Origin of the sequence: Pseudomonas sp. WS 5027 (genome assembly GCF_012985695.1) — a bacterium.
In the GTDB taxonomy this organism is placed as follows: Bacteria; Pseudomonadota; Gammaproteobacteria; order Pseudomonadales; family Pseudomonadaceae; genus Aquipseudomonas; species Aquipseudomonas hygromyciniae.
On the sequence record NZ_JAAQWU010000001.1, the window covers coordinates 381,613 to 407,304 of the forward strand.

Here is a 25,692-nt window from a genome sequence, read left to right on the forward strand (position 1 = left end):
GCCGGCTTGCCGGCTCCTACATTGGTTTTGGGTTCAGCGCAGGATTTTCGGCGCTTCGTCCCTTGGCAGGTTATTGCGCAACGCTGGCTGGCCGGGCTCTTGATAGCCGCCGCCCAGTTGCTCCTGCAGCTGGCGCACCACATCCTCACCCAAGGTTTTCGATACCTCCTTCACCACCCGTGGCCGGCTCAGGCTGACGCGCGCGTCGCGACTGCTCACCAGCTTGGTGTCCTGGCCTTCACCCATGGCGGTGAACGCCGAGGTGATCTCGTAGGTGCGGGTGTTGATCAGGCTGAAATCCGCCACGACCGCCAGCCCCAGCACCGCTGAATAGCTGTTGGTGTTATCCAGGGCGTTGATGTCCTGGGTGAAGTCGATATCCGACAAGGTGCCAAACAGCACATAGTCGGCGCCTTTGAAGTGGCCGGCCTTGATCCGTTTAATCACGTCGTACACATCGCCCTTGGCCTCGCTGGTGTAGGGCGTGCCCTGGACCAGCTGAAACTGGCGCGACTTGAGGATTTCGCCCTTGATATCGCCGCCGAATTTGCGCAGCTCGCCCTGTTCGATGTAGCTGTCGCGGCTTTCAAACTCGGCGTAGCTGGACGCGCCGCTGGCGTTGTAGGGGCTGGCCTGGAAGTTGTTGCTCGCCGCGACGGCGTGGATGTATTGCTCCACTCGCGCCTCGTAGGCCAGGTCCGTCACGGCGATTTTTGGCGCCGCCCAGGCGCCAAAGCTGCACAGCAGGGCGATGATGCCGATCCATGGGCGCATGGCTTAGCGCTCCGTGGTCTTGCGGATTTCTTTTTCGTCCATCCATTCGGCCAGGCCGCTTTCGACGTCGACCAGTTGCAGGCTGAACTTGTAGAACACGTCTTTGTAGTCGGCGCTGCGCTTGACGATGGAGCTGATGGAGCCTTCCAGGCGGTACTTGGCCGCGACCATATTGCCGGTCTTGCTGACCGTGGACTTCTTGTACAGGCCGCTCTGGTTTTGCAGCTTGAGCTGGTCGACCTGGCTTTGCATGTCAGTATTGTCGCTGGCGAAGCGGGCGGTGCCGGTCTTCATCAGTTGGGTCTTGATCGAGGTGGTGATCTCGCGGGTATCGATGTATTCGCTGGTCTTGTTCTTCACGTCATACACCTGCACCACCGGGCGGCCCTGGAGAATGCCGGACTGCGCCAGGGAGCGGGTCATGCTTTCGGCGATCATCTGCAGGTCGGTGGAACCGAACTCGTTGGTCACCAATTCCACGGCTTTGGTATCGCCGTAGCTGATATTTTTGCCGCCGATGACCGGCGAGGTATTAGCGCAGCCGCTGGCCAGGGCGGCGATCACGGCGAGGAACGAAAAGCGTGCAAACATGGGAATGTCTCTCGAAAACTGAATAGGGGGCAGGTTCAAGGCGTCTTGACTTCAAGGCGGAAGTCGGCGGCCTGGGGTAGGTTGGCGATCGCCGGCAGGAAGGTGGCCTGGTTGGCGTAGAGGTTCAGCACTTTCCAGGTTTCTTCGTCGCCCACCGGGAAGCCATCGGCACCCAGCCAGGCGAAGCGGTAATACATCATCTGGTTGCTGCTGGTGATGTTGCTCAATTGCACCTTGGCCGTCAGGAAGCCGTTTTCGCGGGCCACCCGAATGGCGCCGACAGCGATGCCCTTGAACTTGCCCATCACCACGACTTTGCTCGCCGCGCTGCCCGGTTCCGGTGGCGGGGTGGCGCAGCCGGCGAGGAAGATCAGCGCCAGGGCGCCGAGGATGAAATGACGCATAGCGTGCTCCTTAAGGTTGTTTGAGGCTGGCGACCGCCTGGGCCGGGTTGCTCGCGGTCACATGGGCCGCCAGGCCGCTGGCGAATACCTGGTTGCCGACCACGCGCAAGGTAATCACTTGGTGGCGTTGTTCGGCCTTGACCGTCACCAACGTGCCGCCCAGGGCATTGGGCAGGCTCACCTGATGCTCGCCATGCTTGAGGCGCAGGCGCGTGACCTGGGTGACGTCCGGCAGGGTGCGCCAGGTGCGCGTGTCGGCACCCTCGCTGACGGCGGAGGCGATGCCCAGCACCAGGCCGGCCATGGGGTTGGTCTGGTTCAGGTTCTTTTGCGTCACACCACGGCTGATGGCGCGCACGGTGGTGCGCAGGATGATCCCTGGCATGTCGTCGCGCAGGGCGCGGCGTGACATGGCGGTGGTGCTGTTGAGGGCCGTGAGGTTCTGCTGGCGGCCATCGACGCCGATCTGCGCAAAAGTGGCCGTCGAGGTGTCTGGCTTGATCACCGGGAACGACAGCGGTGTGATCACCCAATGCCCGTCGATGGGGATTGGCAGTGGCAGGCGGATCGAGTCGCGAGCCGGCGCCAGGCCACTCTGCACTACGATCAGCACGTCGCTTTCGTCAGCCGCCACGCTGGACGCGTCCAGATCCAGCAATGCCTGTTCCAGCAGCGGCGTGTTGGGGCGCAATTCGGCGGCCTTGCGATAGCCCGGCGCGGCCAGGTCCTTTTCGCCCAGGGCCTCATAGACGAAGCCAGCCAGGTAATGACTGAAAGCGCTCTGGTAGCTGTTCTTCAGGCCGACCACGTCCGGCGCATCGAGGCTCTCCACCGGGTAGCCGCGCAGATCCTTGAACTGGGTGGCCACGCCCTGGCGCTCGGCTTCGTTTTCGCGCTTGAGGTATTCCTTGTCCCGCAGCTCGGCGATCACGGATTCGCGTTCGTGGGTTTTCTTGATTTCGGTGCGTGCGCCGTCAAAGTCGTTGACCGCCAGTCGGTTCAGCGCCATCTGGGTGGTGAGCATGACTTTTTCGTAATCATAGCCTTCGTAGCGCCGCACCTTGTCATTGACCAGGAAGCTGCCGAACTGCGCCAGATAGCGCTCGGTGTCGAACTTCACCGACTCTTCCCACTTGTAGACCACCAGGTCTGCGCGGTGCCAGGCCGCCTGGCTACCGGCCAGGTCGCCTTTGGCGCGCAGCAGCTCGCCTTTTTCAAAATAGTAGAGAAGGTCTTTGTCTTCGCTGCTGTTGTTTTTCTCCAGCAGGGTCAGCGCGCCATCCACATTGCCGCTGGCCAACTGCTGGTTGGTGGCTTGCAGTTCCGTGTCGTAACTGCGGAACATCGAACAACCCGACAGCAGCGTGGCCGCAGTGAGTGCAAGGGCGATGAAGATGCGAGATGCCATTGGAATGCTGCTTCCCTGAGCGTAATCGGCCGAAGGTGCTGGTCGGGCCGAGTAACCAATCGCAGGAAAAGCCTTTCCTACATATTCCTCATAAAACGAGGAGCTGAAATGCCGATTCGCGATAACGAAGGCGGCGCATTATAGGCCTCGTTACTGGCAAAACAATGGCTTTTCAGCGGGCGTATTGAAGACTTGGGTGAGTCATTTCGGCGGACAAAGCACTAACGTCTTGAGTCAAACCCATTAACATTCGACAATATGTTACTTCTTGTTTCCATTTGGGATTCATTCATGACTGCCCCCTCCCGTTTTCTCGCCTGGCTGTTGTTGCCGGCGTTGGTGTCGTGCAGCTTCAATCTGCTGGCTGCCACCGCAGAAGGTGCGCCCCAGGCCCTGCATTTGCTGGATTACATTGGCGCTGACTATCCGCCGACGGTGGAGGCGGGCAAGGTGGTCGATGAGTCCGAATACCGTGAACAGGTGGAATTTCTCGGTGTGCTGCAGGGGCTGGTGGCAGAGCTGCCCGACAAGCCTGAGCGCGCGGGCCTGGTCAAGGGTGTCGATGAGCTGCTGGCTGCCGTCACCGGCCATCAGGACGGCAATGCGGTCGCACGCCAGGCACGGCAATTGGGGGCGCAACTGGCGGCGGCCTATGAAGTCAGCCAGGCACCGGCCATTACCCCGGACCCGACCCGCGGTGCGCCGCTGTACGCCCAGCATTGTTCGGTGTGCCACGGTGACGCCGGGGCGGGCGATGGCCCGGCCGGTGTCGGCATGACCCCGCCCCCGGCCAACCTGCGCGATGCGCAGCGCCTGGATCGTCTGAGCCTCTACGGCATCTACAACACCCTGGGCCTGGGCGTCGAAGGCACCGATATGCCGTCGTTCGCCGACCAGTTGGACGACCGTCAGCGCTGGGACCTGGCTACCTATATCGCCGGTTTCACCGCCGACCCGGCCGCAGCGAAAAGCGAAAAATCCTTCAATCTGGCCGATCTGGCGCGTCAGACCCCAGAAGAAGTGCTGGCCGCCGAAGGGCCGGACGCTGTCCGTGTGTTCCGCGCCCAGCGTGCGCAGCCGCCGCAGGTCCAGCGTGGCCCGGCGCAGTTGCTGGAGTACACCGCGGCCACGCTGGACAAGAGCCTGGCGGCGTTCCGCAGCGGCGAACACGAACAGGCCTACGACCTGTCGGTTGCCGCGTACCTGGAAGGTTTCGAGTTGGTGGAAAGCTCCCTGGATAACGTCGACGCCAATGTGCGCAAGGACACCGAGAAGGCCCTGATGGCCTATCGGCAGTCACTGCAGGACGGGTTGCCAATCGAGCAGGTCCAGCAGCGCCTGGATGTGGCCAAGGGCAAACTCACCGAGTCGGCCGGCCTGTTGGGCGGCGACGGCCTGAGCTGGTCGTTGAGCTATATCTCGGGCTTGTTGATCCTGTTGCGTGAAGGGCTGGAAGCGATCCTGGTGCTGGCGGCGATCCTCGCCTTCCTGCGCAACACCGGCCAGCAGTCGGCGGTGCGCAGCGTCAACGTCGGATGGGCCCTGGCATTGGTAGCCGGCGCGGCGACCTGGGCGCTGGCGGCGTATGTCATTGACGTCAGCGGCGCCCAGCGTGAATTGCTGGAAGGCTGTACCGCGCTGTTCGCCAGCGTGATGGTGCTGTGGCTGGGCGTGTGGATGCATGACCGCCGTCACGCGGCTGCCTGGCAGGACTACATCAAGAGCAGCCTGGTGGGCGGTGGGGGGCGTTTTGGGTTTGCAGTCCTGGCGTTCTTCTCGGTCTACCGTGAATTGTTCGAAGTGATCCTGTTCTACGAAACCCTGTGGCTGCAGGCCGGTCCTGCCGGGCATAACGCAGTGTTGGCCGGTGGTGCCACGGCGCTGGTGCTGCTGATGGGCCTCGCTTGGATCATTCTGCGCGGCTCGGCGAAATTGCCGCTGGCGCTGTTCTTCGGGATCAACGCCGCCCTGCTGTGCGCGCTGTCGGTGGTGTTCGCCGGGCATGGCGTCAAGGCATTGCAGGAAGCCGGCATCTTCGGCACCCGGCCGGTGGCGTTCTTTGACTTCGATTGGCTGGGCATTCACGCCGATGCGTATTCATTGAGTGCGCAGGCGGTGGCGATTATTGCCATTGTGGTGCTGTACAGCCGCAGCCGCCTGGCCGAAAAGCGCCGGGTGGCGGCTTCCTGAAGGACGCCAGCGATTAAAAGTGGGCTTGCCCGCGATGCAGACGCCTCGGTGTGTCAGTTGAACCGAGGTGATGCTATCGCAGGCAAGCCAGCTCCCACACTGAGGCTGTGAACTGTCAGAGATGAATCAGTCGTTCTCGTGGGTCAGTTCCAGCACGCGGTCCACCAGCTTGTTGATCCCCGATGCGACTTCGCTGATGTTCTTGCCCAACATGTAGGCCGGCGTGCTCACCAGCTTGCGCGCCTTGTCTTCGACGATTTCATCTACCGCGCATTCCAGGTGGGTGGCGCCCATTTTGTCCAGGGCCGCCGCTGTGTCGGTGTCGTTGCCGATGGTGCAGGTCACGCCAGGGCCGTAGATTTTCGCCGCCAGTGCCGGCGAGATGCAGATCAGCCCCACTGGCTTGCCTGCTTCGGCGAAGGCTTCGGCCAGTGCCAGGACATCCGGGTTGACGCTGCAGCCGGCGCCTTCGACCGCAAAGTTCGATAGGTTTTTCGCTGCGCCAAAACCGCCGGGCACGATCAGTGCGTCGAACTCCTCCACGCGGGCCTCGCGAACGTCCTTCACTTCGCCTCGGGCGATGCGCGCAGACTCCACCAGAACATTGCGCGACTCGGGCATTTCTTCGCCCGTGAGATGGTTGATCACATGCAGTTGCGCAATATCCGGGGCAAAGCACTGGACCTCGGCGCCGCGCTGGTCCAGCCGCAGCAAGGTGATCACACTTTCGTGGATTTCAGTGCCGTCGTACACGCCACAGCCGGAAAGGATCACTGCAATCTTTTTGCTCATGGGCATTTCTCCTGATTTATGGCGTTAAATGTCTACTTATTTGTCGCTCATTGCCAATGGGACATCCGGCCATTACGCCTAATCTGGATATAACAATAATCGACCGGACTTGCCCATGGACTTCGTTCCTTACGCGGTACCGTTTTTCATTGCCCTGATTGTGCTCGAACTGCTCGCCGACCGATGGCGTGGCGAGCGCAACTACCGGGTGGCCGATGCCATCAACAGCTTGAGCACCGGCGTGTTGTCTACCACCACCGGGCTTTTGACAAAAGGCGTGGGCCTGTTGACCTACGCCTTCGCCCTTGAGCACCTGGCGCTGTTTGAACTGCCGACCCAGAGCGCGTGGACCTGGGTGTTTGCCTTTGTGCTCTATGACTTCTGCTACTACTGGCTGCACCGCTGCGGTCATGAGCGCAATATCCTGTGGGCGGCGCACTCGGTGCATCACCAGAGCGAGGACTACAACCTCACCACCGCCTTGCGCCAGACCAGCACGGGCTTTTTGCTGAGCTGGATCTTCTATCTGCCGCTGGCCGTCGTGGGTGTGCCGCTGCTGGTGTTTATCAGCGTGGTGTCCCTCAACCTGCTGTACCAGTTCTGGGTGCATACCCGCCATGTACCCAAGCTCGGCTGGTTCGAATGGTTCTTCGTCACACCGTCCAATCATCGGGCTCACCATGCACAGAACGCTCTCTACATGGATCGCAACTACGGCGGGGTGTTCATTATTTGGGACCGTTTGTTTGGCACGTTCCAGGAAGAAGACGAAAACGAGCCGGTGATCTTTGGCGTGACCACACCTTTGGCCAGTTGGAATCCGCTGTGGGCCAACCTGCAATTCTATGCACAGCTGTGGAGTGATGCCCGGCGTACCGAAAGTGGGTGGGACAAGCTGCGCATCTGGTTCATGCGCACCGGTTGGCGTCCGGCCGACGTCAAGGCCAAGTATCCACTGGCCAAGCCGGACCTGAGCCAGTTCCGCAAATTCGAGGTGCCGCTGGATACTCACCAGCAGATTTACATCGCCCTGCAATTTGCCGCGTATGTGGGCTTGGGCAGCTATTTGATGAATTTCGGCGAAGGCATGCCATCGCCTGCATTGGTGCTGGGTTGGGGCGTGATGGCGCTGGGTTTGTTTACGCTGGGCGTGGCCCTGGAGAATCGCCCGTGGGCCCTGAAGGCCGAACTGCTGCGCCTGACACTCAATGTGCCGCTGGTATGGCTGGCGCCGCTGGTCGGATTGTGGCCGGCCAGCGCGCTGGGCTGGCTGGGGCTGGTGAGTTACAGCTTGTTTAGCCTCGTCGGCCTCTACTGTTGCAGGGGCCGGTTTACTCGGTTGGCGTCGTAGGTTCGGGCTTTTTCGGTTCGGCCAGTTGTTCCTGCGCCAGCTGGGCTTTCTCGGCGGCGCAGGTTTCTCGGGCCAGGCGAGCGTTGCGGATGCGCCGGCGCAGCCACAGCCCAAGGCCGAGCAGCAGCAAGGCGCCCAGAACCCACAACTCGTATTTCTTGACGCTGCCCAGCATGCCTTCGAGCACCGCGCCAAAGTGGTAGGCCGCAGCACCCAGCGCTGCCGCCCAGATCGCCGCGCCGATGCCGTTGAGCAACAGGTAGCGTCCCGGCGGGTAGCCTGACAGGCCGATGGCCACGGGCATGACCGTGCGCAGGCCGTACACGAAGCGGAAACTCAGCACCCAGATATCCGGGTGGCGGCGGATATGTTCCAGTGCCCGATCCCCCATCAACTGCCAGCGTGGCTTGCGCGCCAACAGTTTGCGCCCATGCTTGCGGCCCATGAAGTACCAGAGCTGGTCGCCGGCGTAGCTGCCGAAGAACGCGACCACCACCACCACGTTGATATCCATGTATCCGCGGAACGCCAGGAAGCCCGCGAGAACCAGAATGGTCTCACCTTCGAAGAACGTCCCCAGGAAGAGGGCAAAGTAGCCAAAGTCATTCAGAAATTGTTGGAGCATTGTCTGGGTGCTGGCGAAATGAACGCGCAGCCTACGCCTTCGTGGACATTCATGAAAGTATCGAGATGTGTCACGAAGTGAACATTTCCTACAGAAACTGCGAATGCGGCTACAGGTCGCATGCCGGTCGCATGAGTAAGCACAACTGTCATTCCTTCGTCATAATGGCCGCTTATAACTGTCACGCTCGCCCGTCAAGCCGGGCTCAGGAGTCTGCCGTGAGCTTTACCCCCGCCCAGCGTTTGTTTCCCGCAACCCGCCTGCGCCGCAACCGTCGTGATGATTTTTCTCGCCGCCTGGTCCGTGAAAACGTACTGACGGTCGATGATCTGATCCTGCCGGTGTTTGTGCTGGACGGTGAAAATCGTCGGGAAGCGGTGGCGTCGATGCCGGGTGTCGAGCGCTTGACCATTGATCTGCTGCTGGAAGAGGCCGCGCAGTGGGTCGAGCTGGGGATCCCGGCGCTGGCGTTGTTCCCGGTCACGCCGGCTGGGCTCAAGTCCCTGGACGCCGCCGAGGCCTGGAACCCCGAAGGCATTGCCCAGCGCGCTACCCGCGCCCTGCGCGAGCGTTTCCCGGAGTTGGGGGTGATCACCGACGTGGCGCTGGACCCGTTCACCACCCACGGGCAGGATGGGATCCTGGATGAAGAAGGCTACGTGCAGAACGACATCACCGTCGACGCACTGGTCAAGCAGGCGCTGTCCCATGCCGCCGCGGGCGCCCAGGTGGTGGCCCCGTCGGACATGATGGATGGTCGTATCCAGGCAATCCGCGAGGCGCTGGAGCTGGCCGGGCATGTCAATGTGCGGATCATGGCCTATTCGGCCAAGTACGCCAGTGCCTACTACGGCCCGTTCCGCGATGCGGTCGGCTCGGCGTTGAACCTGGGCAAGGCCAACAAGGCCTCGTACCAGATGGACCCGGCCAACAGCCACGAAGCCTTGCACGAAGTGGCGGCGGACCTGGCCGAAGGCGCTGATATGGTGATGGTCAAGCCCGGCATGCCGTACCTGGACATCCTTTATAGGGTCAAGGAGGAATTCAAGGTGCCGACCTTTGTCTATCAGGTCAGTGGTGAATACGCCATGCACATGGCTGCGATTCAAAATGGCTGGTTGGGTGAAGGAGTGATCCTCGAGTCCCTGACTGCCTTTAAACGTGCGGGTGCCGATGGCATCCTGACTTACTTTGCCGCCCGTGCCGCCCAATTGCTTAGAGAGCAACAATAGCCCTCACAGGAACACTCAATGAATACCGAAGGACTCACAGACGTTGCCGTAAAAGACGCTCACCCGGTGGTTGAACAGGTGGCCGAAACCCCGCCGGAGCTTGTGCCTGAGCAGCCTGCCGTGATTACTGAGCCGGTGGTGGCGGCACCGCCTATCGTGATTCCGAACCTGGATGACAGCAGCCTTTATATCCATCGCGAGCTGTCCCAACTGCAATTCAACATCCGCGTACTGGAACAGGCGCTGGATGAGTCCTACCCACTGCTCGAGCGCCTGAAGTTCCTGTTGATCTTCTCCAGCAACCTGGACGAGTTCTTCGAGATTCGTGTCGCCGGCCTCAAGAAACAGATCACCTTCGCCCGTGAACAGGCCGGCGCCGATGGCCTGCAGCCGCACCAGGCCCTGGCCCGCATCAGCGAACTGGTGCACGGCCATGTGGATCGCCAATACGCCATCCTCAACGACATCCTGTTGCCGGAGCTGGAAAAGCATCAGGTGCGCTTCATCCGTCGGCGCAACTGGACCGTCAAGCTCAAGACCTGGGTCCGTCGCTACTTCCGTGACGAGATCGCGCCGATCATCACCCCGATTGGCCTGGACCCGACGCACCCGTTCCCGCTGCTGGTGAACAAGAGCCTGAACTTTATCGTCGAGCTTGAAGGCATCGATGCCTTTGGTCGTGATTCGGGCCTGGCGATCATCCCTGCTCCGCGCCTGTTGCCACGGATCATCAAGGTACCGGAAGAGGTCGGGGGGGCTGGCGATAACTATGTATTCCTTTCGTCGATGATCCACGCCCACGCCGATGACCTGTTCCAGGGCATGAAGGTCAAGGGCTGCTATCAGTTCCGCCTGACCCGTAACGCTGACCTTGCGGTCGACACCGAAGACGTCGAAGACCTGGCACGCGCCCTGCGCGGCGAGCTGTTCTCGCGCCGTTACGGTGATGCGGTACGCCTGGAAGTGGCGGACACCTGTCCCAAACACCTGTCGGACTACCTGCTCAAGCAGTTCAACCTGGCCGAGACCGAGCTGTACCAGGTCAATGGCCCGGTGAACCTGACGCGCCTGTTCAGCATCACCAGCCTGGACAGCCATCCGGAGCTGCAATACACGCCGTTCACTCCGCAGATCCCGAAACTGCTGCAAAACAGCGAGAACATCTTCAGCGTGGTCAGCAAGCAGGACATCTTGCTGCTGCACCCCTTCGAGTCGTTTACCCCGGTGGTCGACCTGCTGCGCCAGGCCGCCAAGGACCCCCATGTCCTGGCCGTGCGCCAGACCCTGTACCGCAGCGGCGCCAACTCGGAAATCGTCGATGCGCTGGTGGACGCAGCGCGTAACGGCAAGGAAGTCACGGCGGTGATCGAGCTGCGTGCGCGGTTCGACGAAGAATCCAACCTGCAACTGGCCAGCCGCCTGCAAGCGGCCGGCGCGGTGGTGATCTATGGCGTGGTCGGCTTCAAGACTCACGCCAAGATGATGCTGATCCTGCGCCGCGAAGCCGGTGAAATCGTGCGTTACGCGCACCTTGGCACCGGTAACTACCACGCCGGCAACGCCAAACTCTACACCGACTACAGTCTGCTGACTTCCGACGACGCGCTGTGCGAAGACGTCGGCAAACTATTCAGCCAGTTGATCGGCATGGGTAAGACGCTGCGCATGAAAAAGCTGCTGCATGCGCCGTTTACCCTGAAGAAGGGCATGCTCGACATGATTGCCCGCGAGACCCAATTCGCCCTCGATGGCAAGCCGGCGCATATCATCGCCAAATTCAACTCGCTGACCGATCCGAAGATCATCCGTGCGTTGTACAAGGCCAGCCAGTCCGGCGTGCGTATCGACCTGGTGGTGCGCGGCATGTGCTGCCTGCGTCCGGGCATCGCGGGGGTGTCTCACAATATCCACGTGCGTTCGATCATCGGTCGCTTCCTGGAGCACACGCGGGTGTTCTACTTCCTCAACGGCGGCGAAGAGCAGATGTTCCTCTCCAGCGCCGACTGGATGGAGCGCAACCTCGACAAGCGGGTAGAGACCTGCTTCCCGGTGGAAGGCAAGAAACTGATCATGCGGGTCAAGAAGGAGCTGGAGAGTTATCTCACCGATAACACCCACAGCTGGAGCCTGCAGTCGGATGGGCGCTATGTGCGCAACACCCCGACCGGCAACCAGAACCCGCGCAGTGCGCAGGCGACGTTGCTGGAGCGGCTGGGCAGCCCGCTATTGACCGTGCGCTGATACAGGCCTTGGAGGAAGCGGCCTATCCGCTTTCCTGCTGGTCGCCTACATCCACCACTGAGCGGTCGGACAGACGCTTCAGACTTGCCAGGTTGGGAGTCGCCTATTCCCATTCCTAGACTGACACCGGGCTATCAGACGATAGCCCTGGACAGTTGAGGAGTTTTCGATGATAGGGCCAGTCGTAGGAATGGGAGTGGGCGGTTCGGGGCTTCTTGAGGCGTTCATTTCGCCGCCGAAGGATTACCGCAGCGCGCAGGTGATGTCGTCTGGCATGAGCCAGACGACGGTCACTTCAGAATCCCTGGTAAAGGATTCGTTGAAAAGCATCGCCAATATCGACCAGGGGTTGCAGGGTGGCAATGCGTTTCTTGAAGTCAATCCCGATGCCCGTGAGCAGGCAAGGGCGCGTGACCTGGAGCGTACCAACGGTACCGTGCGCGGTTTTTTGCATGGTGTTCCGATCGCTCTGAAGGATGTCTTTGAAACCAGTGGAAAAATGCAGACCAGTGCGGGCTCCCGCGCGTTGGTGGGATCACCGGCGCAAAAAAACGCCAAGGTTGTGGATAACTTGCTCAACGCTGGTGCGGTGATCGTGGGCAAAACCAACATGAGTGAGCTGTCCAACTTTCGCTCCGACGTACCGGTGGACGGATGGAGTTCCCGTGGCGGGCAAACCCTGAATCCGCATCGGCTGGGAGGGCAGGTGGCGGGGTCGAGTTCCGGTTCGGCGGTGGCGGTTGCCCAGGGGCATGTCCCACTGGCGTTGGGGGTCGAGACCAACGGTTCGATCATTTCGCCCGCGGCCTTCAACGGTGTGTTCGGTTTGAAAACAACGGTCGGGCTGGTAAGTACCGAAGGGGTGATGACCAGTTCGAGGCTGGACTCGGTGGGCACCTTTACGCGTAACGTACGCGATGCTGCTGAAGCGCTAAATGCCATGACGCAAACAACGGTTTATACCGCCGGGCTGAAGCCGGATGCCTTGCAGGGCAAGCGCATCGGCTACACCCCTGTGCCCGAGTTGACGCAAGAAGACGCCAAGGACCCGGCCAAGCGCGCGGATAAAAAGCATTTTGAGGACGCTATCCAACTACTGGCGTCCAAGGGCGCCGTCATGGTGCCGATCGGCGCGCTGGATGCCGATGTGTCGAAGCAGACCTACGATCAGTACAACGACGCGCTTTTGGCCGGAGTCAAACCAAGACTGGAAGCATACCTGGCTACAAGGGAAGGGTTGCCCGTGAAGTCGTTGTCCGAGCTGATTGCGTTCAATGAGCGCGATAGGCGGCCGGGGGAGCCTGACCAGGATCTGCTGAGCTTTATCGACAGCCTGCAAGTGACGGATGAGCAGCGCGAGGCGCTATGGGCGTCCGTTCTCCCCACGTTCAGGGACACTCTCGACACGCCGCTCAATGAGCACAAGCTCGATGCAATCGTGTCGAACTTCCACTCACACAATTACTACGGCGCCGCCGCGGCAGGCTACCCCGGTATATCGGTGCCTTCGGGTATGGATGAGGAGGGGATGCCGACCGCGCTTTACTTTTGCGGTACGGGCAACAGCGAGGCCACGTTGCTTTCGCTCGCCTATGGCTATGAACAGGCTTCCCAGGCTATCCGCGAGCCGGCCTTCGAGCCGGGTGCGCCACAGTCGTCGGGCGTTTAGGGGCGTCATGCGGTTGCGCACCGGATGCCGGTCAGGCATCCGGTGTGGTGCCAGGTCAGTGGACGTTCAGGGTAAAGCCTACCCGTGTCAGCCACTCGGCCTCCTGGGCAAAATCGGCTTGGGTCAGTGGGTGCTCCTCCAGCCAATCCTCGGGGAACACCACATCCAGGCTATCGCCACGGGCGTGCAAGGTGACCTGCGGCATCTGGTGGGTGCCACGAATGTGATGGAACAGAATCGCAAAGCGCAGCAGGGCACACAGGCGGATCAGCTTGATGCCGTCGGCGCCGAACTCTGCGAATTTGTCCTTGGGAATATTGCGGCGATGACCACGCACCAGCAGCGCCAGCATCTGCTGGTCTTCCCGGGAAAAGCCTGCCAGGTCGGAGTGCTCGATCAGGTACGCGCCGTGCTTGTGGTAATGGTAGTGGGCGATATCCAGCCCCACTTCATGGACCTTGGCCGCCCATCCCAGCAGTTCCCGCCAGACCCCGTCTTCGAGCTCCCAATCCTCGGCGACCTGATCAAAGGCATGCAACGCCTTGCGCTCGACCCGCGCCGCCTGTTCCAGATCGACGTGGTAACGCTCCATCAGCGAGCCCAGGGTGCGCTCACGCACGTCTTCATGATGGTGGCGGCCCAGCAGGTCATAGAGCACCCCTTCACGCAGCGCACCGTCGCAATGGTCCATACGTTGCAGTTCGAGGGCATCGAAGATGGCTTCAAGGATCGCCAGGCCCGCCGGGAAGATGGCCCGGCGGTCGGGCTTGATGCCATCGAAGTCGATCTTCTCGGCATCCCCGAGCTTGAACAGCTTGCGCTTGAGCCAGGCCAGGCCTTCGGCATTCACCTCACCGGTGCCATGGCCGCCAGCCTTCAGGGCCAGGCCAATGGCGCGGATAGTGCCGGATGAGCCGATGGCCTCATCCCAGGTCAGGCGATGCAGGGCATGCTCGATGCTCATGATCTCCAACCGCGCCGCCGTATACGCCTGGGCGTAGCGGGCCGGGGTGATCTTGCCGTCCTTGAAATAACGCTGGGTATAGCTGACGCAGCCCATTTGCAGACTTTCACGCAACAACGGTTCGAAGCGCTGGCCGATGATGAACTCGGTGCTGCCGCCGCCAATGTCCGCTACCAGGCGCTTACCGGGGGTATCGGCCAGCGTGTGGGAAACGCCGAGGTAGATCAGGCGCGCTTCTTCACGACCCGAGATGACTTCCACCGGGTGGCCGAGGATCTCCTCGGCGCGGCGGATGAATTCGCCACGGTTACGCGCTTCGCGCAATGCGTTGGTGCCGACGATACGCACGGCGCCCTGAGGCATGCCGTTGATCAGTTGGGCAAAGCGCTTGAGGCAATCGAGCCCGCGTTGCATGGATTCTTCGTTGAGCTTGCGCTCGTCGTCGATTCCGGCAGCCAGTTGTACCTTTTCGCCGAGCCGCTCAAGGATGCGGATCTCACCGTTCTGGGCCTTGGCCACGACCATGTGAAAGCTGTTGGAGCCCAGGTCGATGGCGGCGATCAGGGACAGATTCTTGGCTTGGGATTGCGGCATGGTTAGGGGATCTCGGTCGATAACCTCGCCATCGTGCCACGATCAAACGCTGACGCCAACGCGTAGTGCTTGGTGATTTGTCCTACCCCTGCTCTCGATCAAATTTTGTAGGAAATGTAGGGCAATTTTCCGTAGTGCCGATGACATCGCTCTAGGTCGTTGACGGAAGTTTCAAGATTTTTTGCGACTTGCGATTTTTATGCTGTTTCCTACATGAGTAAGTTGACAATGCCGCTCCATAATTTGTTCTGGACTACTTGAAGCGTTGTTAAAGAGGACAGTTGTTTTTTACGAGTCTCACAGGGATTAAGGTGTCGTCTTATATTTATTGGGCGGGTCGAGGAGTGAAACTGTCATTCGGCAATCAAGCCGGGGTGTTATTTATCTATGCTTTGTGTTTCAAGGAGGAACTAGTAATGGAGAGCGGAATCTCCGGCCGGATAAATAATGACTGACACTTTCCAACGACAGGTCGATCATGAAAAAAGTAGTAGGTTTGACAGTAGGCATCATTTGCCTGGCAGCCAGTATTGGCGCTCAAGCAACAAACGTTGCGCAACTGGTAGTACGCGGGACGATCACCCCCACAGCCTGCAATCTGAGCCTGGGTGGCGGCGGCATCATCGACTACGGGACCATTCGCTCCGGTGAACTGTCCCAGATTGCCTTCAACCCCCGTGAAGAGAAAACCACCACGGTGGCCGTGAACTGCGGCAGTACCCCGGCCAAGTTCGCCCTGGCCCTGACCGACCTGCAGGCAGGCAGCAAGGTCACCGGGATCCTTGGTGCTGGCTATACCGAAGCGCAGAACTTCGGGCTGGGCGCAGTATCGTCCCGGCGTACCGGCGGGTACTCGGTCACGCTCAGGGACCTGAGGTCTTCAGGTGTCGTGTTGAACCCCATCATGCGGGTCAGCACCGGCGCCTGGCAGAACAGTGACGGGAAAGTTGCCCAGGCACCCAGCCAGTATTCGTGGCGCAACGGTTCGACCGTTACCCCAGCGTCAATTTCCCAATTGACAGGGGTCATTGCGGTGAAGGCGGTCATCAACAAGGCGCAGGACCTGGACCTAACCCGTGATGTCACGCTGGATGGGCGCGCCACTTTAGTACTTAGTTACATCTAAGGACTTATAAAGGCAGCCGATATTGAAACGGAAGTTGTCATGACGCTTTCGTAACTTGTCGGCTGTTTTTGTGTGGCTGTTTATTTATTTGCTGTATGTCTGGGTCGTTGCGGAGAAACCACGGTGAGTTGTTTTTTAAAAGCAAGTGTGACGCTGTTGTGGTGTGTGGGTCTGTTGTTTTGCGCAAGTGGCGTGGCGGTCGCCGATGGCATGCAGCCCGAAACAACGGTCGTGGTGCTATATGAAGATGACGGTGAAGCGACGATCAATATCAAGAACACCGACCCTGGGCCTGCGTTACTTCACTCGGTAATTGAAAACATTGCTGAAGACCAAGAGCCACTGTTGATCGTCACGCCGCCGATTACCCGGGTCGAGGCAGGTGAAACCCAACTCGTGCGTTTTATCAGCACGGCTGGGACGCCGCTCAAGACCCAGCGTTTGAAACGCGTGTCCTTCGAAGGTATTCCCCAGGCGCGTAGTCCCGGCGGTACGACCATTGGCATCACCCTGCGGCAGAACCTGCCGCTGATCCTGCACCCCAGAGGGTTGGCCAGGCACCAGGCACCCTGGGAGTTGTTGAAGTGGAAGCGCCAGGGCACTGGCCTGGTTGTCCATAACGACAGTGCGTATGTGGTGCGCCTGGCGCTGGAGTTGCAACTGTTGCCCGGCAAGCAATTGGCGACCCTGCCGCGCAGCTATGTCCTGCCGGGAGAAGTACTGGTGGTCGATACCCACGGGCCGCAGTCCGATGTCACCTCGGTGGTTATGCAGCCCGCGACGGTGTACGGGTTCAGTGTCGACAGTTATCAAGCAGATGTCACCGACCATGGGATTTGAGCGGGCGGTGGGCAAAGGGGCTGGCGGCGCGTGTTGCTCGGGGCTGTTCATGGGGCTGGCAACCCTGCTCGGGGTTCAGGGGGACGCGCAGGCTATCCAGTTGGGCGACGGGTTTGATCTGGCCGCCCTGACCACTCACGGCATTGATCCAAAAATCTCGGAGTACTTTCGCAGCGCCGCACGCTTTCGCGAAGGGGTCCAGGTGGTCGGGCTGCGGGTCAATGGCACGGCATTGGGGCTGGTCGATGCGCGTTTCGACTATCGGGGGCAACTGTGTTTTACCCGCGGGTTGCTGGACAAGGCAGGGTTGCGGGTGCCGTCGGCGGTCCTGCAGGCTGGCGTGACGGCTGACCAGGCGTGTCACGACTTTCTTGGTGAGTTCCCGGCGACGATCGTCAGGTTGCGCCCCGGCAGTGACGAGGTGTCCCTGGTGGTGCCCACGCAATCGCTGCGCGAGCCAGAATGGGAGGCGGGCAGCTTCAGCCAGGGCGGTACAGCCGCCATGCTCAACTACGATGTGCTGGGCTTCGACAGCCATGGGCGCGATGGCTCCAGTCGTTTCGTCTCGGCCTATACCGAGGCGGGATTCAACCTGGGTAACTGGGTGGTGCGCAGTCGGCAGTTCTATGTTTCCGACAACGGCAGGGGCCGTAGTGAGCATGTGTATGCCTATGCCCAGCGAGATTTCGCGGCCTTGCAGTCGACCTTCCAGGTGGGCCAGATTTCCAGCCGCAGCCCGGTGTTTGGCGGTCTCCAGCTCTCGGGTCTGCAGCTCTTCCCAGATGGCGTTGCGCGTCTGGGGAGTTCCAACGGCGTCGTGGTTGAAGGCCTGGCCCATAGCCAGGCAAGGGTCGAGGTGCGCCAGTCTGGCGTGCTGATTTATTCAACCCTGGTACCTGAAGGGCCTTTCAGCCTGACAGGCCTGCCCCTGCTCAACGGCACCAGTGACCTGGACGTGAGTGTTATCGGCACGCGGGGTGGCAAGCGCAGCTTCGTGGTACCCGCCGCGTCTTTCGGCGCTCAAGTGCCCGTCGCGCCAGGCTTCGATTTTGCCCTGGGCAAGGTGCGGGAAACCCTCGCCAATGGTCAGGAGTCGCCGGTGGTGGCGATGGGCAGTGGCACCTGGGGCCTGGGTGCAGGCACTTCCCTGGGGTTCGGCGTGCTGGGGACCGATGAGTATCACGCGGCTGGCGGCACATTGAGTCGTGTCTTTTTCCAGCGGGTCACGGTTGCGGCACGGCACAACCGCTCCCGAGACAAGGTCCGCGGAGTGGGCGGGACGCGCAGCGCCGTATCGTTGGGCAGCCCTTTGGGAGCGGGGGTTGAAATCAACCTGAGCGTCACCACCCAGAGCCAGGGTTATCGTGATGTGCTGGAAGCCGGCATGGTATCAACCCGGGATGTCCTGGACGCACGCTTCCAACATCAGTACACCGCCGGCATGAGTTGGGCCGAGCCGGGATTGGGCGTGTTCTCCCTCAGCTATTCGCGCAACCGGCAGTTTGATGGACAGGGCGCCGAGCATGTATTTGCGTCTTGGAACAAGCGATTCAATGAAATTGATGTCGCCTTGGTCGCCGACTCCCAGACAGGTCCTTCCCGTCGGCGCAAGCGCCGTTACGCGGCCAATGAGGAGCGCCCCTCAGAAGGCGTGTCGCTGCGCCTGCAAGTCAGCGTGCCCTTCGGTGAGAGTCGCCGACTCACCTCTTATGCCAGTCGGCGCAACGGTCGCTCCGATATCGGCACCGCGCTGTCGGAACGGGTCAACGAGTATGTGGATTATGAGGTCGGCGCCGAGCGCGACCTGAGTGAACGCCAGCAATCGGTATACGGGCGGGTCGACGTCATGCCCCGTTATACCCGCATCGGTGCCGGAATGAGCCGGGAGGCATCAGGCAGCAGTTACACCGGGCAACTGCAGGGCGCCGTGGTCGCCCATGGGCAGGGGGTGTCTTTTTCGCCCTATGCGGTACAGGACACGTTCGGCCTGCTGTCGGTGGGAAATATCGCGGGGGCCAAGGTCTCCACGCCCCAGGGCCCGGTCTGGACCGACTATCGCGGTCATGCGGTCATCCCAGGGTTGCCGGCCTACAGCAACACCCACCTTGAGGTGCAGACCCAATCCCTGCCCAGGCATGTCGACCTCAAGAACGGCACCCACACCCTCGCTGCCGCACGCGGTTCGTTCAATACCGTGGAGTTCAAGGTGGTCAGCGCACGCCGTGTGCTGTTGACCGCTCGCGACCAGCGTGGACGTGCGTTGCCCCAGGGGGCTGCGGTGTTTGGACCGGACAAGGCCTTCCTGACCAGCGTGGTGGGCGAAGGGCTGATCATTCCTGAATGACAGCGAGCCCCAGCAAATCCTGAGTGTCGAGATGCCTGATTCGACGACGCCCTGCCTGCTGCAACTGAACCTTGAGCCAGAGCCCTCCAATGACAAATTGTATGAAGCCGCCTCGGCTACCTGCCGTGGATTGTAAGTCGATGGGCAACCACTCCCGGTGCCTGTTGTTCGTGATGGCGTTGTTGGTCAGTGAGGCCAGCGGCGCGACGTGTCAGTTAGCGCTGAGCCAGCCTCGGGTGGACTACGGCGTCTTGCGCCTCGGGCAGTTGCTGGATGGACACGCAGGCGCGCAGTCGCTGGGCAGGCGAACTGTGTTGCTGAACGTGGTGTGTGTAGACCCTGCCCCCATGGCATTGCGATTCAGTGGCCTGCCTGCGGGGGGGCTGGGTTTTCGGTTTGGCGGTGATGGCGCCTTTGCCTTGAGCATCCGCCGCGCCCGTGTTGACGGGCGGTCGGTGGATTTGGTCGCCGAGGGCGCGCAGGCCGTAGCTGCCGGTGAGCGCCTAATGCCCGGGCAGGTCATGATCGCCCGGGCGGCGGGTGTTCCGGTGGCAGGCCGACGGCTATCGGCCGAGCTTGAGATCGACCCTTACTTGCCGCAGGGGGCTTTCTCTGTGCGCCGCGAAACCACCCTCCAAGGGCAGGTACAGGTGGAGTGGGTGCCACTGGGGGTGAGTATCAGCCCGGCTGTTCCACCGAGCCAATGAAGTTGGCCAGTTCCGCGGTGCGCGGTTGGGCGAACAGGGTTTTTGGGTCGCCCACCTCATGCACCTTGCCCTGATGCATGAACACCAGTTTGTCGCCCACTTCCCGGGCGAAGCGCATCTCATGGGTCACCATGATCAGCGTCATGCCGTCCTTGGCCAGTTGGCGTACTACGCTGAGCACCTCATTGACCAATTCCGGGTCCAGTGCCGAGGTGATTTCATCGCACAGTAATACCTTGGGCGACATTGCCAGAGCGCGGGCAATGGCCACCCGCTGCTGTTGGCCCCCAGACAGGCGATCGGGGAATGCATCGAACTTTTCCCCCAGCCCCACACGGTCAAGCATCTGCCGCGCCAGTTGCGCAGCCTTGGCCTTGGATATTTTTTGCACGACCTGGGGCGCGAGCATGACGTTTTCACCCACCGTCAAATGGGGGAACAGGTTGAACTGCTGGAACACCATGCCGACTTTCTGCCGCAGGCTGCGCAGGTCGGCGCGGGCCGCGTCGAGGTATTCGCCATCGACTTCAATCACCCCGTCGTTGATCGACTCCAGGCCATTGAGGGTGCGCAGCAAGGTGGATTTCCCCGAGCCACTGCGGCCAATGATCGCCACCACCTGGCCTTCCTCGACCGTCAAATCGATGCCCTTGAGCACATGGTGATCGCCGTAATACTTATGCAGCGCGGATATTCTAAGCAGAGGCATGCAGTCTCCTTTCCAGGTAGCGGGCACTGAGGGACAAGGGGTAGCAGAGCAGGAAGTAACCGAGTGCCACCAAGCCGTAGACCATGAAGGGCTCGAAGGTGGCGTTGGCGAGCATGCCGCCGGTCTTGGTCAGTTCGGTGAAGCCGATGATCGACGTCACCGCCGTGCCCTTGACCACCTGCACCGAGAAACCCACCGTCGGCGCCACGGCAATGCGTAGGGCCTGGGGCAGGATTACGTAGCGCAGTTGCTCATAAGGGTTGAGGGCCAGGCTGGCGGAGGCTTCCCATTGCCCGTGGGCAATGGAGTCGACACAGCCGCGCCAGATCTCGGCCAGGTAGGCGCTGGTAAACAGGGTCAAGGCAATCGCGGCGGCCAGCCACGGCGAGATATCGATCCCCAGCAAGGCCACACCGAAGAACACCAGGAACAACTGCATCAGCAGCGGCGTGCCCTGGAACAGCTCTATATAGGTGCGGGCAATATTGCGCGGCAACGCCTTTTTGCTGATGCGCAGGGTCATTACCAGCAAACCGATAAGCCCTCCGCCGATAAACGCCACCAGCGACAGCAGCAATGTCCACTGCAGGCCGGTCAGCAGGTTGCGCACGATGTCCCACAACGAAAAATCACTCATGGCTGTTCCTCGTCACATACCGGCGCCCGATCCAATTGAGCAAATGGCGGATCATCAGCGCCATGCACAGGTACACCAGCGTGGTCAGCGCGTAGGTTTCAAAGGCGCGGAAGTTGCGCGACTGGATAAAGTTGGCGGCAAAGCTCAGCTCTTCAGTGGCGATCTGTGAGCACACCGCCGAGCCGAGCATCACGATGATGATCTGGCTGCTCAGGGCCGGCCAGACCTTGCCCAGCGCCGGCAGCAGCACCACGTGGCGAAACGCTTCAAAACGTGTCATCGCCAGCGCTGCCGCCGCTTCCAGTTGCCCGCGGGGAATCGCCTGGATACCGGCGCGGATGATCTCCGTGGAATAGGCGCCCAGGTTGATCACCATTGCCAATACCGCCGCTTGCCATTCGGAAATTTGCAGGCCCAGGGATGGCAGGCCGAAGAAGATAAAAAACAACTGCACCAGGAACGGTGTGTTGCGAATCAACTCGACATACACCCCGAAGAGCCAGCAGAACGGCTGGATTTTCCAGGCCCGCACCACGGCGCCGACAATCCCCAGCGCCACCCCCAGGATGGCGCCGATGGCGGTCAGTTCCAGGGTGAACAGCGCGCCGCGCAACAGGAGGTCGGTATTGGCCAGCACCGGCGCAAAGTCAAATTGATAGGCCATCAATCAGCTCCGCTTCAGAGATCTGCAGGCAATGGTTCTTTGAGCCACTGCATCGCGTTTTTTTCCAGGCTGCCATCAGCCTTGGCGCTGACCAGGATCTGGTTGACCTTCTCCAACAGCGCCGGCTCGTTTTTGTTCACGCCGACATACACCGGCGAATCCTTGAGCTTGACCTTCAACGCCGGCACCCGCTTGGGGTTGCGCTCACTGATCGCCACCATCACCACGTTGCCACTGGCGATCAAGTCCACCTGGCCGGCGAGGTAGGCGGCGATGGTCGAGTTGTTGTCTTCGAAACGCTTGATCGTTGCTTCCTTGGGGGCGACGGCGGTCAACTCGATATCTTCAATGGCGCCCCGGGTCACGCTGATGGTCTTGCCCTTGAGGTCATCGAGGCTCGCAATAGCCGCCTCAGGCGGGCCGAACACCGCGAGATAGAACGGCGCGTAGGCCTTGGAGAAGTCGATGACCTTTTCGCGATCCGGGTTCTTGCCCAGGCTGGAGATCACCAGGTCCACTTTGCCGGTGGTGAGGAACGGAATGCGGTTGGTGCTGTTGACCGGGGTCAGTTCCAGTTTGACCTTGAGTTGTTCGGCCAGCAGTTTGGCGGTATCGATGTCCAGGCCACGTGGTTTCATATCCGGCCCCACCGAACCGAATGGCGGGAAATCCTGGGGTACGGCGACCTTGAGGGTGCCACGGGCGACGATATCGTCCAGGCCATTGGCCTGGGCAGGTGCCTGGCTGAGCATCAGGCTGGCAAACAAGGCAGTGAGCAGGACGCTGCAACGCTTGGTCATGGCAACTCTCCGAAAAGGGCGAAGGGATTTTCTGAGTGTTGCCAGTGCATAGCCCGTGCCATGGCGCTCTGAAACGCCTGCAAGGCAGGTTTTTCGAGGCGTGCAGCGGTCTGACTGGTCTGAACAGTCAAGTCCCGCTTCGCACCCTTTTCGAGCGCCGGCAAAACCGGGCGAGCCCCTTTGGGGCGTGGCTTGCCGGCTACCGAGAATAGCTTTACAACTAGGCCCACTGTTGACTGAAATCTCGGGTTTTTCATGAATTCCATCGCCCAAGCCGTACCGGAAGCGGCCTTGCAGGCTATCCGCAAGCTCATCAAGGAGCAGGGCTTCGGTCCCGGCGATGCATTGCCTTCGCAGCGGGATCTGGCGATGCAATTGGGGGTCAGTCGTGCCTCGTTGCGCGAGGCCTTGTCATCGCTCAGTGCCCTGGGGCTGGTCAGCGTGCAACCGGGCAAGGGTGTGTTTGTGCAGGCGCCACCGGCGGCCGAGATGAAGGGGGTGGCCTGGCCGTTTACGGCGCAGGCCAGTCCGCTGGATATCTTCCAGTTACGTTATGCCCTGGAGGGTTTTGCGGCGGGGCTGGCGGCCATGACGCTGACCACCGAGGAACTGGATTGGCTCGAAGATAATGTCCAGGCCATGCGCCGGGAGCTCAAGGCCGGTGATTTCGAGGCCGCCGCCCGGTTGGACTTCGCTTTTCACCAGCGCATCCTGTTGGCCAGTGGCAATCAGGCGATGGTGAACATCCTCAGCGCCAGTGCCGAGGTGTTCCTGGAAAGCCAGAAACTACCGTTCATCCGACCGGAGCGGGCGATGGAAACCTGGCAGGAGCACCGCAAGATCCTCCGTGCCCTGGCCCGGCGCAGCAGCCCGGCGGCACAAAAAGCCATGCAGGAACACGTGCGTAACGCTGCGTTGCGCACAGGGATCATCTTTGTGACGGTGGCGGCCTCCTGATCCGGCCATATCCAAAATGATGGCGTTCGATAGCAAGAGTCAATCAGCGGCGGCTTCCTGAACGAAGGAAGGGCGGCTATGATGGGCAACGTTTTTTTTGCTTACAACCCGGAGACATCCATGAGCAACGATCTTATCAAGCACGTCACCGACGCGACCTTTGAGGCCGAAGTACTGAAGGCTCAAGGCCCGGTGCTGGTTGACTACTGGGCTGAGTGGTGCGGTCCTTGCAAAATGATCGCTCCGGTCCTGGACGACATCGCAACCACCTACGAAGGCAAACTGACCATTGCCAAGCTGAACATCGACGAAAACCAGGAAACCCCGGCCAAGCACGGCGTACGTGGTATCCCGACCCTGATGCTGTTCAAGAACGGCAACGTCGAAGCGACCAAGGTCGGCGCACTGTCCAAGTCGCAACTGGCTGCATTCATCGACGCCAACATCTAAGCGTCGTAAAAAAGCCCCGCAAATTGCGGGGCTTTTTCGTAAAGCAGGGCTAGACGCTCTGAAATTCAGGTGGTACATTCGGCCCCGCACTGGTTTCTCCACTGCCCCCTGCAAGCCGTCGCCGACGCATTCCTTTCGATTAGTACGCGATCCTGTCGCCTTCTCTGCGGCGCGGCCTCATTAAGCCAAAAGCTTAATTCCCCCCCTCTATAAATGATTACGTCATTCCTATATGAATCTGACTGAACTCAAGCAAAAGCCGATTACCGACCTGCTCCAACTGGCCGAAGAAATGGGCATAGAAAATATGGCCCGTTCGCGCAAGCAGGACGTGATTTTCTCCCTGCTGAAAAAGCACGCGAAAAGCGGCGAGGAAATCTCCGGTGATGGCGTGCTGGAGATTCTCCAGGACGGCTTCGGCTTTCTCCGCTCTGCAGACGCCTCCTATCTCGCCGGCCCAGACGATATCTACGTCTCGCCGAGCCAGATCCGTCGCTTCAACTTGCGCACCGGTGACACCATCGTTGGCAAGATCCGCCCTCCAAAGGAAGGCGAGCGTTATTTCGCCCTGCTCAAGGTCGACACGATCAACTTCGATCGCCCGGAGAACGCGAAGAACAAGATTCTCTTCGAGAACCTGACGCCGCTGTTCCCGACCGTGCGCATGAAGATGGAAGCCGGCAACGGTTCCACCGAAGACTTGACCGGTCGTGTCATCGACCTGTGCGCCCCGATCGGCAAAGGCCAGCGTGGCCTGATCGTTGCGCCGCCGAAAGCCGGTAAGACCATCATGCTGCAGAACATTGCAGCGAACATTGCGCGTAACAATCCTGAAGTTCACCTGATCGTGTTGTTGATCGATGAGCGTCCGGAAGAAGTAACCGAAATGCAGCGCACCGTGCGCGGCGAAGTGGTTGCCTCGACGTTCGATGAGCCGCCAACCCGCCACGTGCAGGTTGCCGAAATGGTGATCGAGAAGGCCAAGCGCCTGGTCGAGCACAAGAAAGACGTGGTGATCCTGCTCGACTCCATCACCCGTCTGGCCCGTGCCTACAACACCGTGATCCCAAGCTCCGGCAAAGTGCTCACCGGTGGTGTCGATGCCCACGCCCTGGAGAAACCGAAGCGTTTCTTCGGCGCCGCGCGGAACATCGAAGAAGGCGGCTCGCTGACCATTATCGCCACCGCGCTGGTTGAAACCGGCTCGAAGATGGACGAAGTGATCTACGAAGAGTTCAAGGGTACCGGCAACATGGAACTGCCTCTGGACCGTCGCATCGCTGAAAAGCGTGTGTTCCCGGCCATCAACATCAACCGCTCCGGCACCCGCCGCGAAGAGTTGCTGACTGCCGACGACGAACTGCAGCGCATGTGGATCCTGCGCAAGCTGCTGCACCCGATGGACGAAGTAGCTGCCATCGAGTTCCTGATCGACAAGCTGAAAACCACCAAGACCAACGACGAGTTCTTCCTGTCGATGAAACGTAAGTAATACGACGTTTCAGGTCCGAAAAAATGGCGCCCCGAGGGGCGCCATTTTTTTGCCTGGGGTTTTTAACGGCACCTGGCGGGCAATTGCGCCGCCGATAGGGCTGCCAGCGGCCCTCAGAGCAGGTACGATGT

22 protein-coding genes and 1 pseudogene are annotated in these 25,692 nt (G+C 60.6%); 12 read left to right on the top strand and 11 right to left on the bottom strand.

What is annotated here, in order from left to right; translation table 11 throughout:
• Positions 1-33: 33 nt before the first annotated feature.
• The 4 genes from HBO09_RS01750 to HBO09_RS01765 are packed head-to-tail and all read right to left on the bottom strand — an operon-like array spanning position 34 to position 3,177.
• Complete coding sequence (locus HBO09_RS01750) at positions 34-774, bottom strand: penicillin-binding protein activator LpoB (protein ID WP_169991205.1); 741 nt, start codon at positions 772-774, stop codon at positions 34-36.
• Between the two features lie 3 nt (positions 775-777).
• A complete protein-coding gene (gene lpoB, locus HBO09_RS01755; RefSeq protein WP_029289601.1) occupies positions 778-1,365 on the bottom strand; it encodes a penicillin-binding protein activator LpoB in 588 nt (195 codons plus the stop codon).
• 35 nt (positions 1,366-1,400) lie between these two features.
• Positions 1,401-1,769: a YcfL family protein gene (locus HBO09_RS01760; protein ID WP_029289599.1), complete on the bottom strand. Its 369-nt coding sequence runs from the start codon at positions 1,767-1,769 to the stop codon at positions 1,401-1,403.
• 10 nt (positions 1,770-1,779) lie between these two features.
• Positions 1,780-3,177, bottom strand: coding sequence for a hypothetical protein (locus HBO09_RS01765; RefSeq protein ID WP_169991207.1), 1,398 nt, complete (start codon positions 3,175-3,177; stop codon positions 1,780-1,782).
• Positions 3,178-3,468: 291 nt separating this feature from the next.
• Between HBO09_RS01765 and HBO09_RS01770 the strand changes: the two genes are divergently transcribed.
• A complete protein-coding gene (locus HBO09_RS01770; RefSeq protein ID WP_169991209.1) occupies positions 3,469-5,367 on the top strand; it encodes an FTR1 family protein in 1,899 nt (632 codons plus the stop codon).
• 126 nt (positions 5,368-5,493) lie between these two features.
• Here HBO09_RS01770 and elbB read toward each other — a convergent pair whose 3' ends face one another.
• Positions 5,494-6,159: an isoprenoid biosynthesis glyoxalase ElbB gene (elbB, locus tag HBO09_RS01775; protein WP_169991211.1), complete on the bottom strand. Its 666-nt coding sequence runs from the start codon at positions 6,157-6,159 to the stop codon at positions 5,494-5,496.
• A 115-nt stretch (positions 6,160-6,274) separates the two neighbouring features.
• Between elbB and HBO09_RS01780 the strand changes: the two genes are divergently transcribed.
• On the top strand, positions 6,275-7,510 hold the full coding sequence (locus HBO09_RS01780) for a sterol desaturase family protein (protein ID WP_169991213.1): 1,236 nt from the start codon (positions 6,275-6,277) through the stop codon (positions 7,508-7,510).
• Here the strand turns inward: HBO09_RS01780 and HBO09_RS01785 are convergent.
• Positions 7,491-8,135, bottom strand: a complete 645-nt coding sequence (locus HBO09_RS01785) for a DedA family protein (RefSeq protein ID WP_169991215.1) — start codon at positions 8,133-8,135, stop codon at positions 7,491-7,493. The two genes, HBO09_RS01780 and HBO09_RS01785, sit on opposite strands and share 20 nt — an antisense overlap.
• Before the next feature lie 218 nt (positions 8,136-8,353).
• Between HBO09_RS01785 and hemB the strand changes: the two genes are divergently transcribed.
• From hemB to HBO09_RS01800, 3 genes are all read left to right on the top strand, one after another.
• Entirely contained in the window at positions 8,354-9,367 is a 1,014-nt protein-coding gene (gene hemB / locus HBO09_RS01790; RefSeq protein WP_070994028.1) for a porphobilinogen synthase, read from the top strand.
• An 18-nt stretch (positions 9,368-9,385) separates the two neighbouring features.
• Positions 9,386-11,608, top strand: coding sequence for a polyphosphate kinase 1 (gene ppk1, locus HBO09_RS01795; RefSeq protein ID WP_169991217.1), 2,223 nt, complete (start codon positions 9,386-9,388; stop codon positions 11,606-11,608).
• Between the two features lie 262 nt (positions 11,609-11,870).
• Positions 11,871-13,277 (top strand): amidase family protein, encoded by a 1,407-nt coding sequence (locus HBO09_RS01800; protein ID WP_169991595.1) that lies wholly within the window; start codon positions 11,871-11,873, stop codon positions 13,275-13,277.
• A gap of 55 nt (positions 13,278-13,332) precedes the next feature.
• Here the strand turns inward: HBO09_RS01800 and ppx are convergent, their stop codons facing one another.
• Positions 13,333-14,835 carry an exopolyphosphatase gene (gene ppx, locus HBO09_RS01805; RefSeq protein WP_169991219.1) on the bottom strand — a complete coding sequence of 501 codons (1,503 nt, stop codon included), beginning with the start codon at positions 14,833-14,835 and terminating at the stop codon, positions 13,333-13,335.
• 478 nt (positions 14,836-15,313) lie between these two features.
• Here ppx and HBO09_RS01810 point away from each other — a divergent pair, with 478 nt between their 5' ends.
• The 4 genes and pseudogenes from HBO09_RS01810 to HBO09_RS01825 all read left to right on the top strand — a co-directional run bounded on the left by HBO09_RS01810 (position 15,314) and on the right by HBO09_RS01825 (position 19,852).
• Entirely contained in the window at positions 15,314-15,961 is a 648-nt protein-coding gene (locus HBO09_RS01810) for a DUF1120 domain-containing protein (protein WP_169991221.1), read from the top strand.
• A gap of 192 nt (positions 15,962-16,153) precedes the next feature.
• Entirely contained in the window at positions 16,154-16,801 is a 648-nt protein-coding gene (locus tag HBO09_RS01815; protein WP_346266399.1) for a fimbria/pilus chaperone family protein, read from the top strand.
• Between the two features lie 49 nt (positions 16,802-16,850).
• Positions 16,851-19,281: pseudogene (locus tag HBO09_RS01820) on the top strand (fimbria/pilus outer membrane usher protein).
• A gap of 4 nt (positions 19,282-19,285) precedes the next feature.
• Positions 19,286-19,852 (top strand): hypothetical protein, encoded by a 567-nt coding sequence (locus HBO09_RS01825; RefSeq protein ID WP_178120150.1) that lies wholly within the window; start codon positions 19,286-19,288, stop codon positions 19,850-19,852.
• Here HBO09_RS01825 and HBO09_RS01830 read toward each other — a convergent pair.
• Genes HBO09_RS01830 through HBO09_RS01845 form a run of 4 tightly spaced genes read right to left on the bottom strand, consistent with a single transcriptional unit; the run spans position 19,824 to position 22,662 of the window.
• On the bottom strand, positions 19,824-20,561 hold the full coding sequence (locus tag HBO09_RS01830) for an amino acid ABC transporter ATP-binding protein (RefSeq protein ID WP_169991223.1): 738 nt from the start codon (positions 20,559-20,561) through the stop codon (positions 19,824-19,826). The two genes, HBO09_RS01825 and HBO09_RS01830, sit on opposite strands and share 29 nt — an antisense overlap.
• Positions 20,548-21,198 carry an amino acid ABC transporter permease gene (locus HBO09_RS01835; protein ID WP_169991225.1) on the bottom strand — a complete coding sequence of 217 codons (651 nt, stop codon included), beginning with the start codon at positions 21,196-21,198 and terminating at the stop codon, positions 20,548-20,550. Before HBO09_RS01835 ends, HBO09_RS01830 begins: the two co-directional genes overlap by 14 nt.
• Positions 21,191-21,862: an amino acid ABC transporter permease gene (locus HBO09_RS01840; RefSeq protein WP_169991227.1), complete on the bottom strand. Its 672-nt coding sequence runs from the start codon at positions 21,860-21,862 to the stop codon at positions 21,191-21,193. The genes HBO09_RS01835 and HBO09_RS01840 overlap by 8 nt, the downstream gene beginning before the upstream one ends.
• 14 nt (positions 21,863-21,876) lie before the next feature.
• Positions 21,877-22,662, bottom strand: a complete 786-nt coding sequence (locus HBO09_RS01845; RefSeq protein WP_169991229.1) for a transporter substrate-binding domain-containing protein — start codon at positions 22,660-22,662, stop codon at positions 21,877-21,879.
• Between the two features lie 255 nt (positions 22,663-22,917).
• Between HBO09_RS01845 and HBO09_RS01850 the strand changes: the two genes are divergently transcribed.
• From HBO09_RS01850 to rho, 3 genes are all read left to right on the top strand, one after another.
• On the top strand, positions 22,918-23,619 hold the full coding sequence (locus tag HBO09_RS01850) for a FadR/GntR family transcriptional regulator (RefSeq protein ID WP_169991231.1): 702 nt from the start codon (positions 22,918-22,920) through the stop codon (positions 23,617-23,619).
• Positions 23,620-23,739: 120 nt separating this feature from the next.
• Positions 23,740-24,069 carry a thioredoxin TrxA gene (gene trxA, locus HBO09_RS01855; RefSeq protein WP_169991233.1) on the top strand — a complete coding sequence of 110 codons (330 nt, stop codon included), beginning with the start codon at positions 23,740-23,742 and terminating at the stop codon, positions 24,067-24,069.
• Between the two features lie 232 nt (positions 24,070-24,301).
• Positions 24,302-25,561: a transcription termination factor Rho gene (gene rho, locus HBO09_RS01860; RefSeq protein WP_003176825.1), complete on the top strand. Its 1,260-nt coding sequence runs from the start codon at positions 24,302-24,304 to the stop codon at positions 25,559-25,561.
• Positions 25,562-25,692: the final 131 nt, after the last annotated feature.

What these genes read in the sequence shown, in the direction of transcription:
- HBO09_RS01750 (WP_169991205.1), bottom strand. Translation starts at nt 774, where the DNA reads ATGCGCCCATGGATCGGCATCATCGCCCTGCTGTGCAGCTTTGGCGCC.
- lpoB (WP_029289601.1), bottom strand. Translation starts at nt 1,365, where the DNA reads ATGTTTGCACGCTTTTCGTTCCTCGCCGTGATCGCCGCCCTGGCCAGC.
- HBO09_RS01760 (WP_029289599.1), bottom strand. Translation starts at nt 1,769, where the DNA reads ATGCGTCATTTCATCCTCGGCGCCCTGGCGCTGATCTTCCTCGCCGGC.
- HBO09_RS01765 (WP_169991207.1), bottom strand. Translation starts at nt 3,177, where the DNA reads ATGGCATCTCGCATCTTCATCGCCCTTGCACTCACTGCGGCCACGCTG.
- HBO09_RS01770 (WP_169991209.1), top strand. Translation starts at nt 3,469, where the DNA reads ATGACTGCCCCCTCCCGTTTTCTCGCCTGGCTGTTGTTGCCGGCGTTG.
- elbB (WP_169991211.1), bottom strand. Translation starts at nt 6,159, where the DNA reads ATGAGCAAAAAGATTGCAGTGATCCTTTCCGGCTGTGGCGTGTACGAC.
- HBO09_RS01780 (WP_169991213.1), top strand. Translation starts at nt 6,275, where the DNA reads ATGGACTTCGTTCCTTACGCGGTACCGTTTTTCATTGCCCTGATTGTG.
- HBO09_RS01785 (WP_169991215.1), bottom strand. Translation starts at nt 8,135, where the DNA reads ATGCTCCAACAATTTCTGAATGACTTTGGCTACTTTGCCCTCTTCCTG.
- ppk1 (WP_169991217.1), top strand. Translation starts at nt 9,386, where the DNA reads ATGAATACCGAAGGACTCACAGACGTTGCCGTAAAAGACGCTCACCCG.
- HBO09_RS01800 (WP_169991595.1), top strand. Translation starts at nt 11,871, where the DNA reads ATGTCGTCTGGCATGAGCCAGACGACGGTCACTTCAGAATCCCTGGTA.
- ppx (WP_169991219.1), bottom strand. Translation starts at nt 14,835, where the DNA reads ATGCCGCAATCCCAAGCCAAGAATCTGTCCCTGATCGCCGCCATCGAC.
- HBO09_RS01810 (WP_169991221.1), top strand. Translation starts at nt 15,314, where the DNA reads ATGAAAAAAGTAGTAGGTTTGACAGTAGGCATCATTTGCCTGGCAGCC.
- HBO09_RS01825 (WP_178120150.1), top strand. Translation starts at nt 19,286, where the DNA reads ATGGGCAACCACTCCCGGTGCCTGTTGTTCGTGATGGCGTTGTTGGTC.
- HBO09_RS01830 (WP_169991223.1), bottom strand. Translation starts at nt 20,561, where the DNA reads ATGCCTCTGCTTAGAATATCCGCGCTGCATAAGTATTACGGCGATCAC.
- HBO09_RS01835 (WP_169991225.1), bottom strand. Translation starts at nt 21,198, where the DNA reads ATGAGTGATTTTTCGTTGTGGGACATCGTGCGCAACCTGCTGACCGGC.
- HBO09_RS01840 (WP_169991227.1), bottom strand. Translation starts at nt 21,862, where the DNA reads ATGGCCTATCAATTTGACTTTGCGCCGGTGCTGGCCAATACCGACCTC.
- HBO09_RS01845 (WP_169991229.1), bottom strand. Translation starts at nt 22,662, where the DNA reads ATGACCAAGCGTTGCAGCGTCCTGCTCACTGCCTTGTTTGCCAGCCTG.
- HBO09_RS01850 (WP_169991231.1), top strand. Translation starts at nt 22,918, where the DNA reads ATGAATTCCATCGCCCAAGCCGTACCGGAAGCGGCCTTGCAGGCTATC.
- trxA (WP_169991233.1), top strand. Translation starts at nt 23,740, where the DNA reads ATGAGCAACGATCTTATCAAGCACGTCACCGACGCGACCTTTGAGGCC.
- rho (WP_003176825.1), top strand. Translation starts at nt 24,302, where the DNA reads ATGAATCTGACTGAACTCAAGCAAAAGCCGATTACCGACCTGCTCCAA.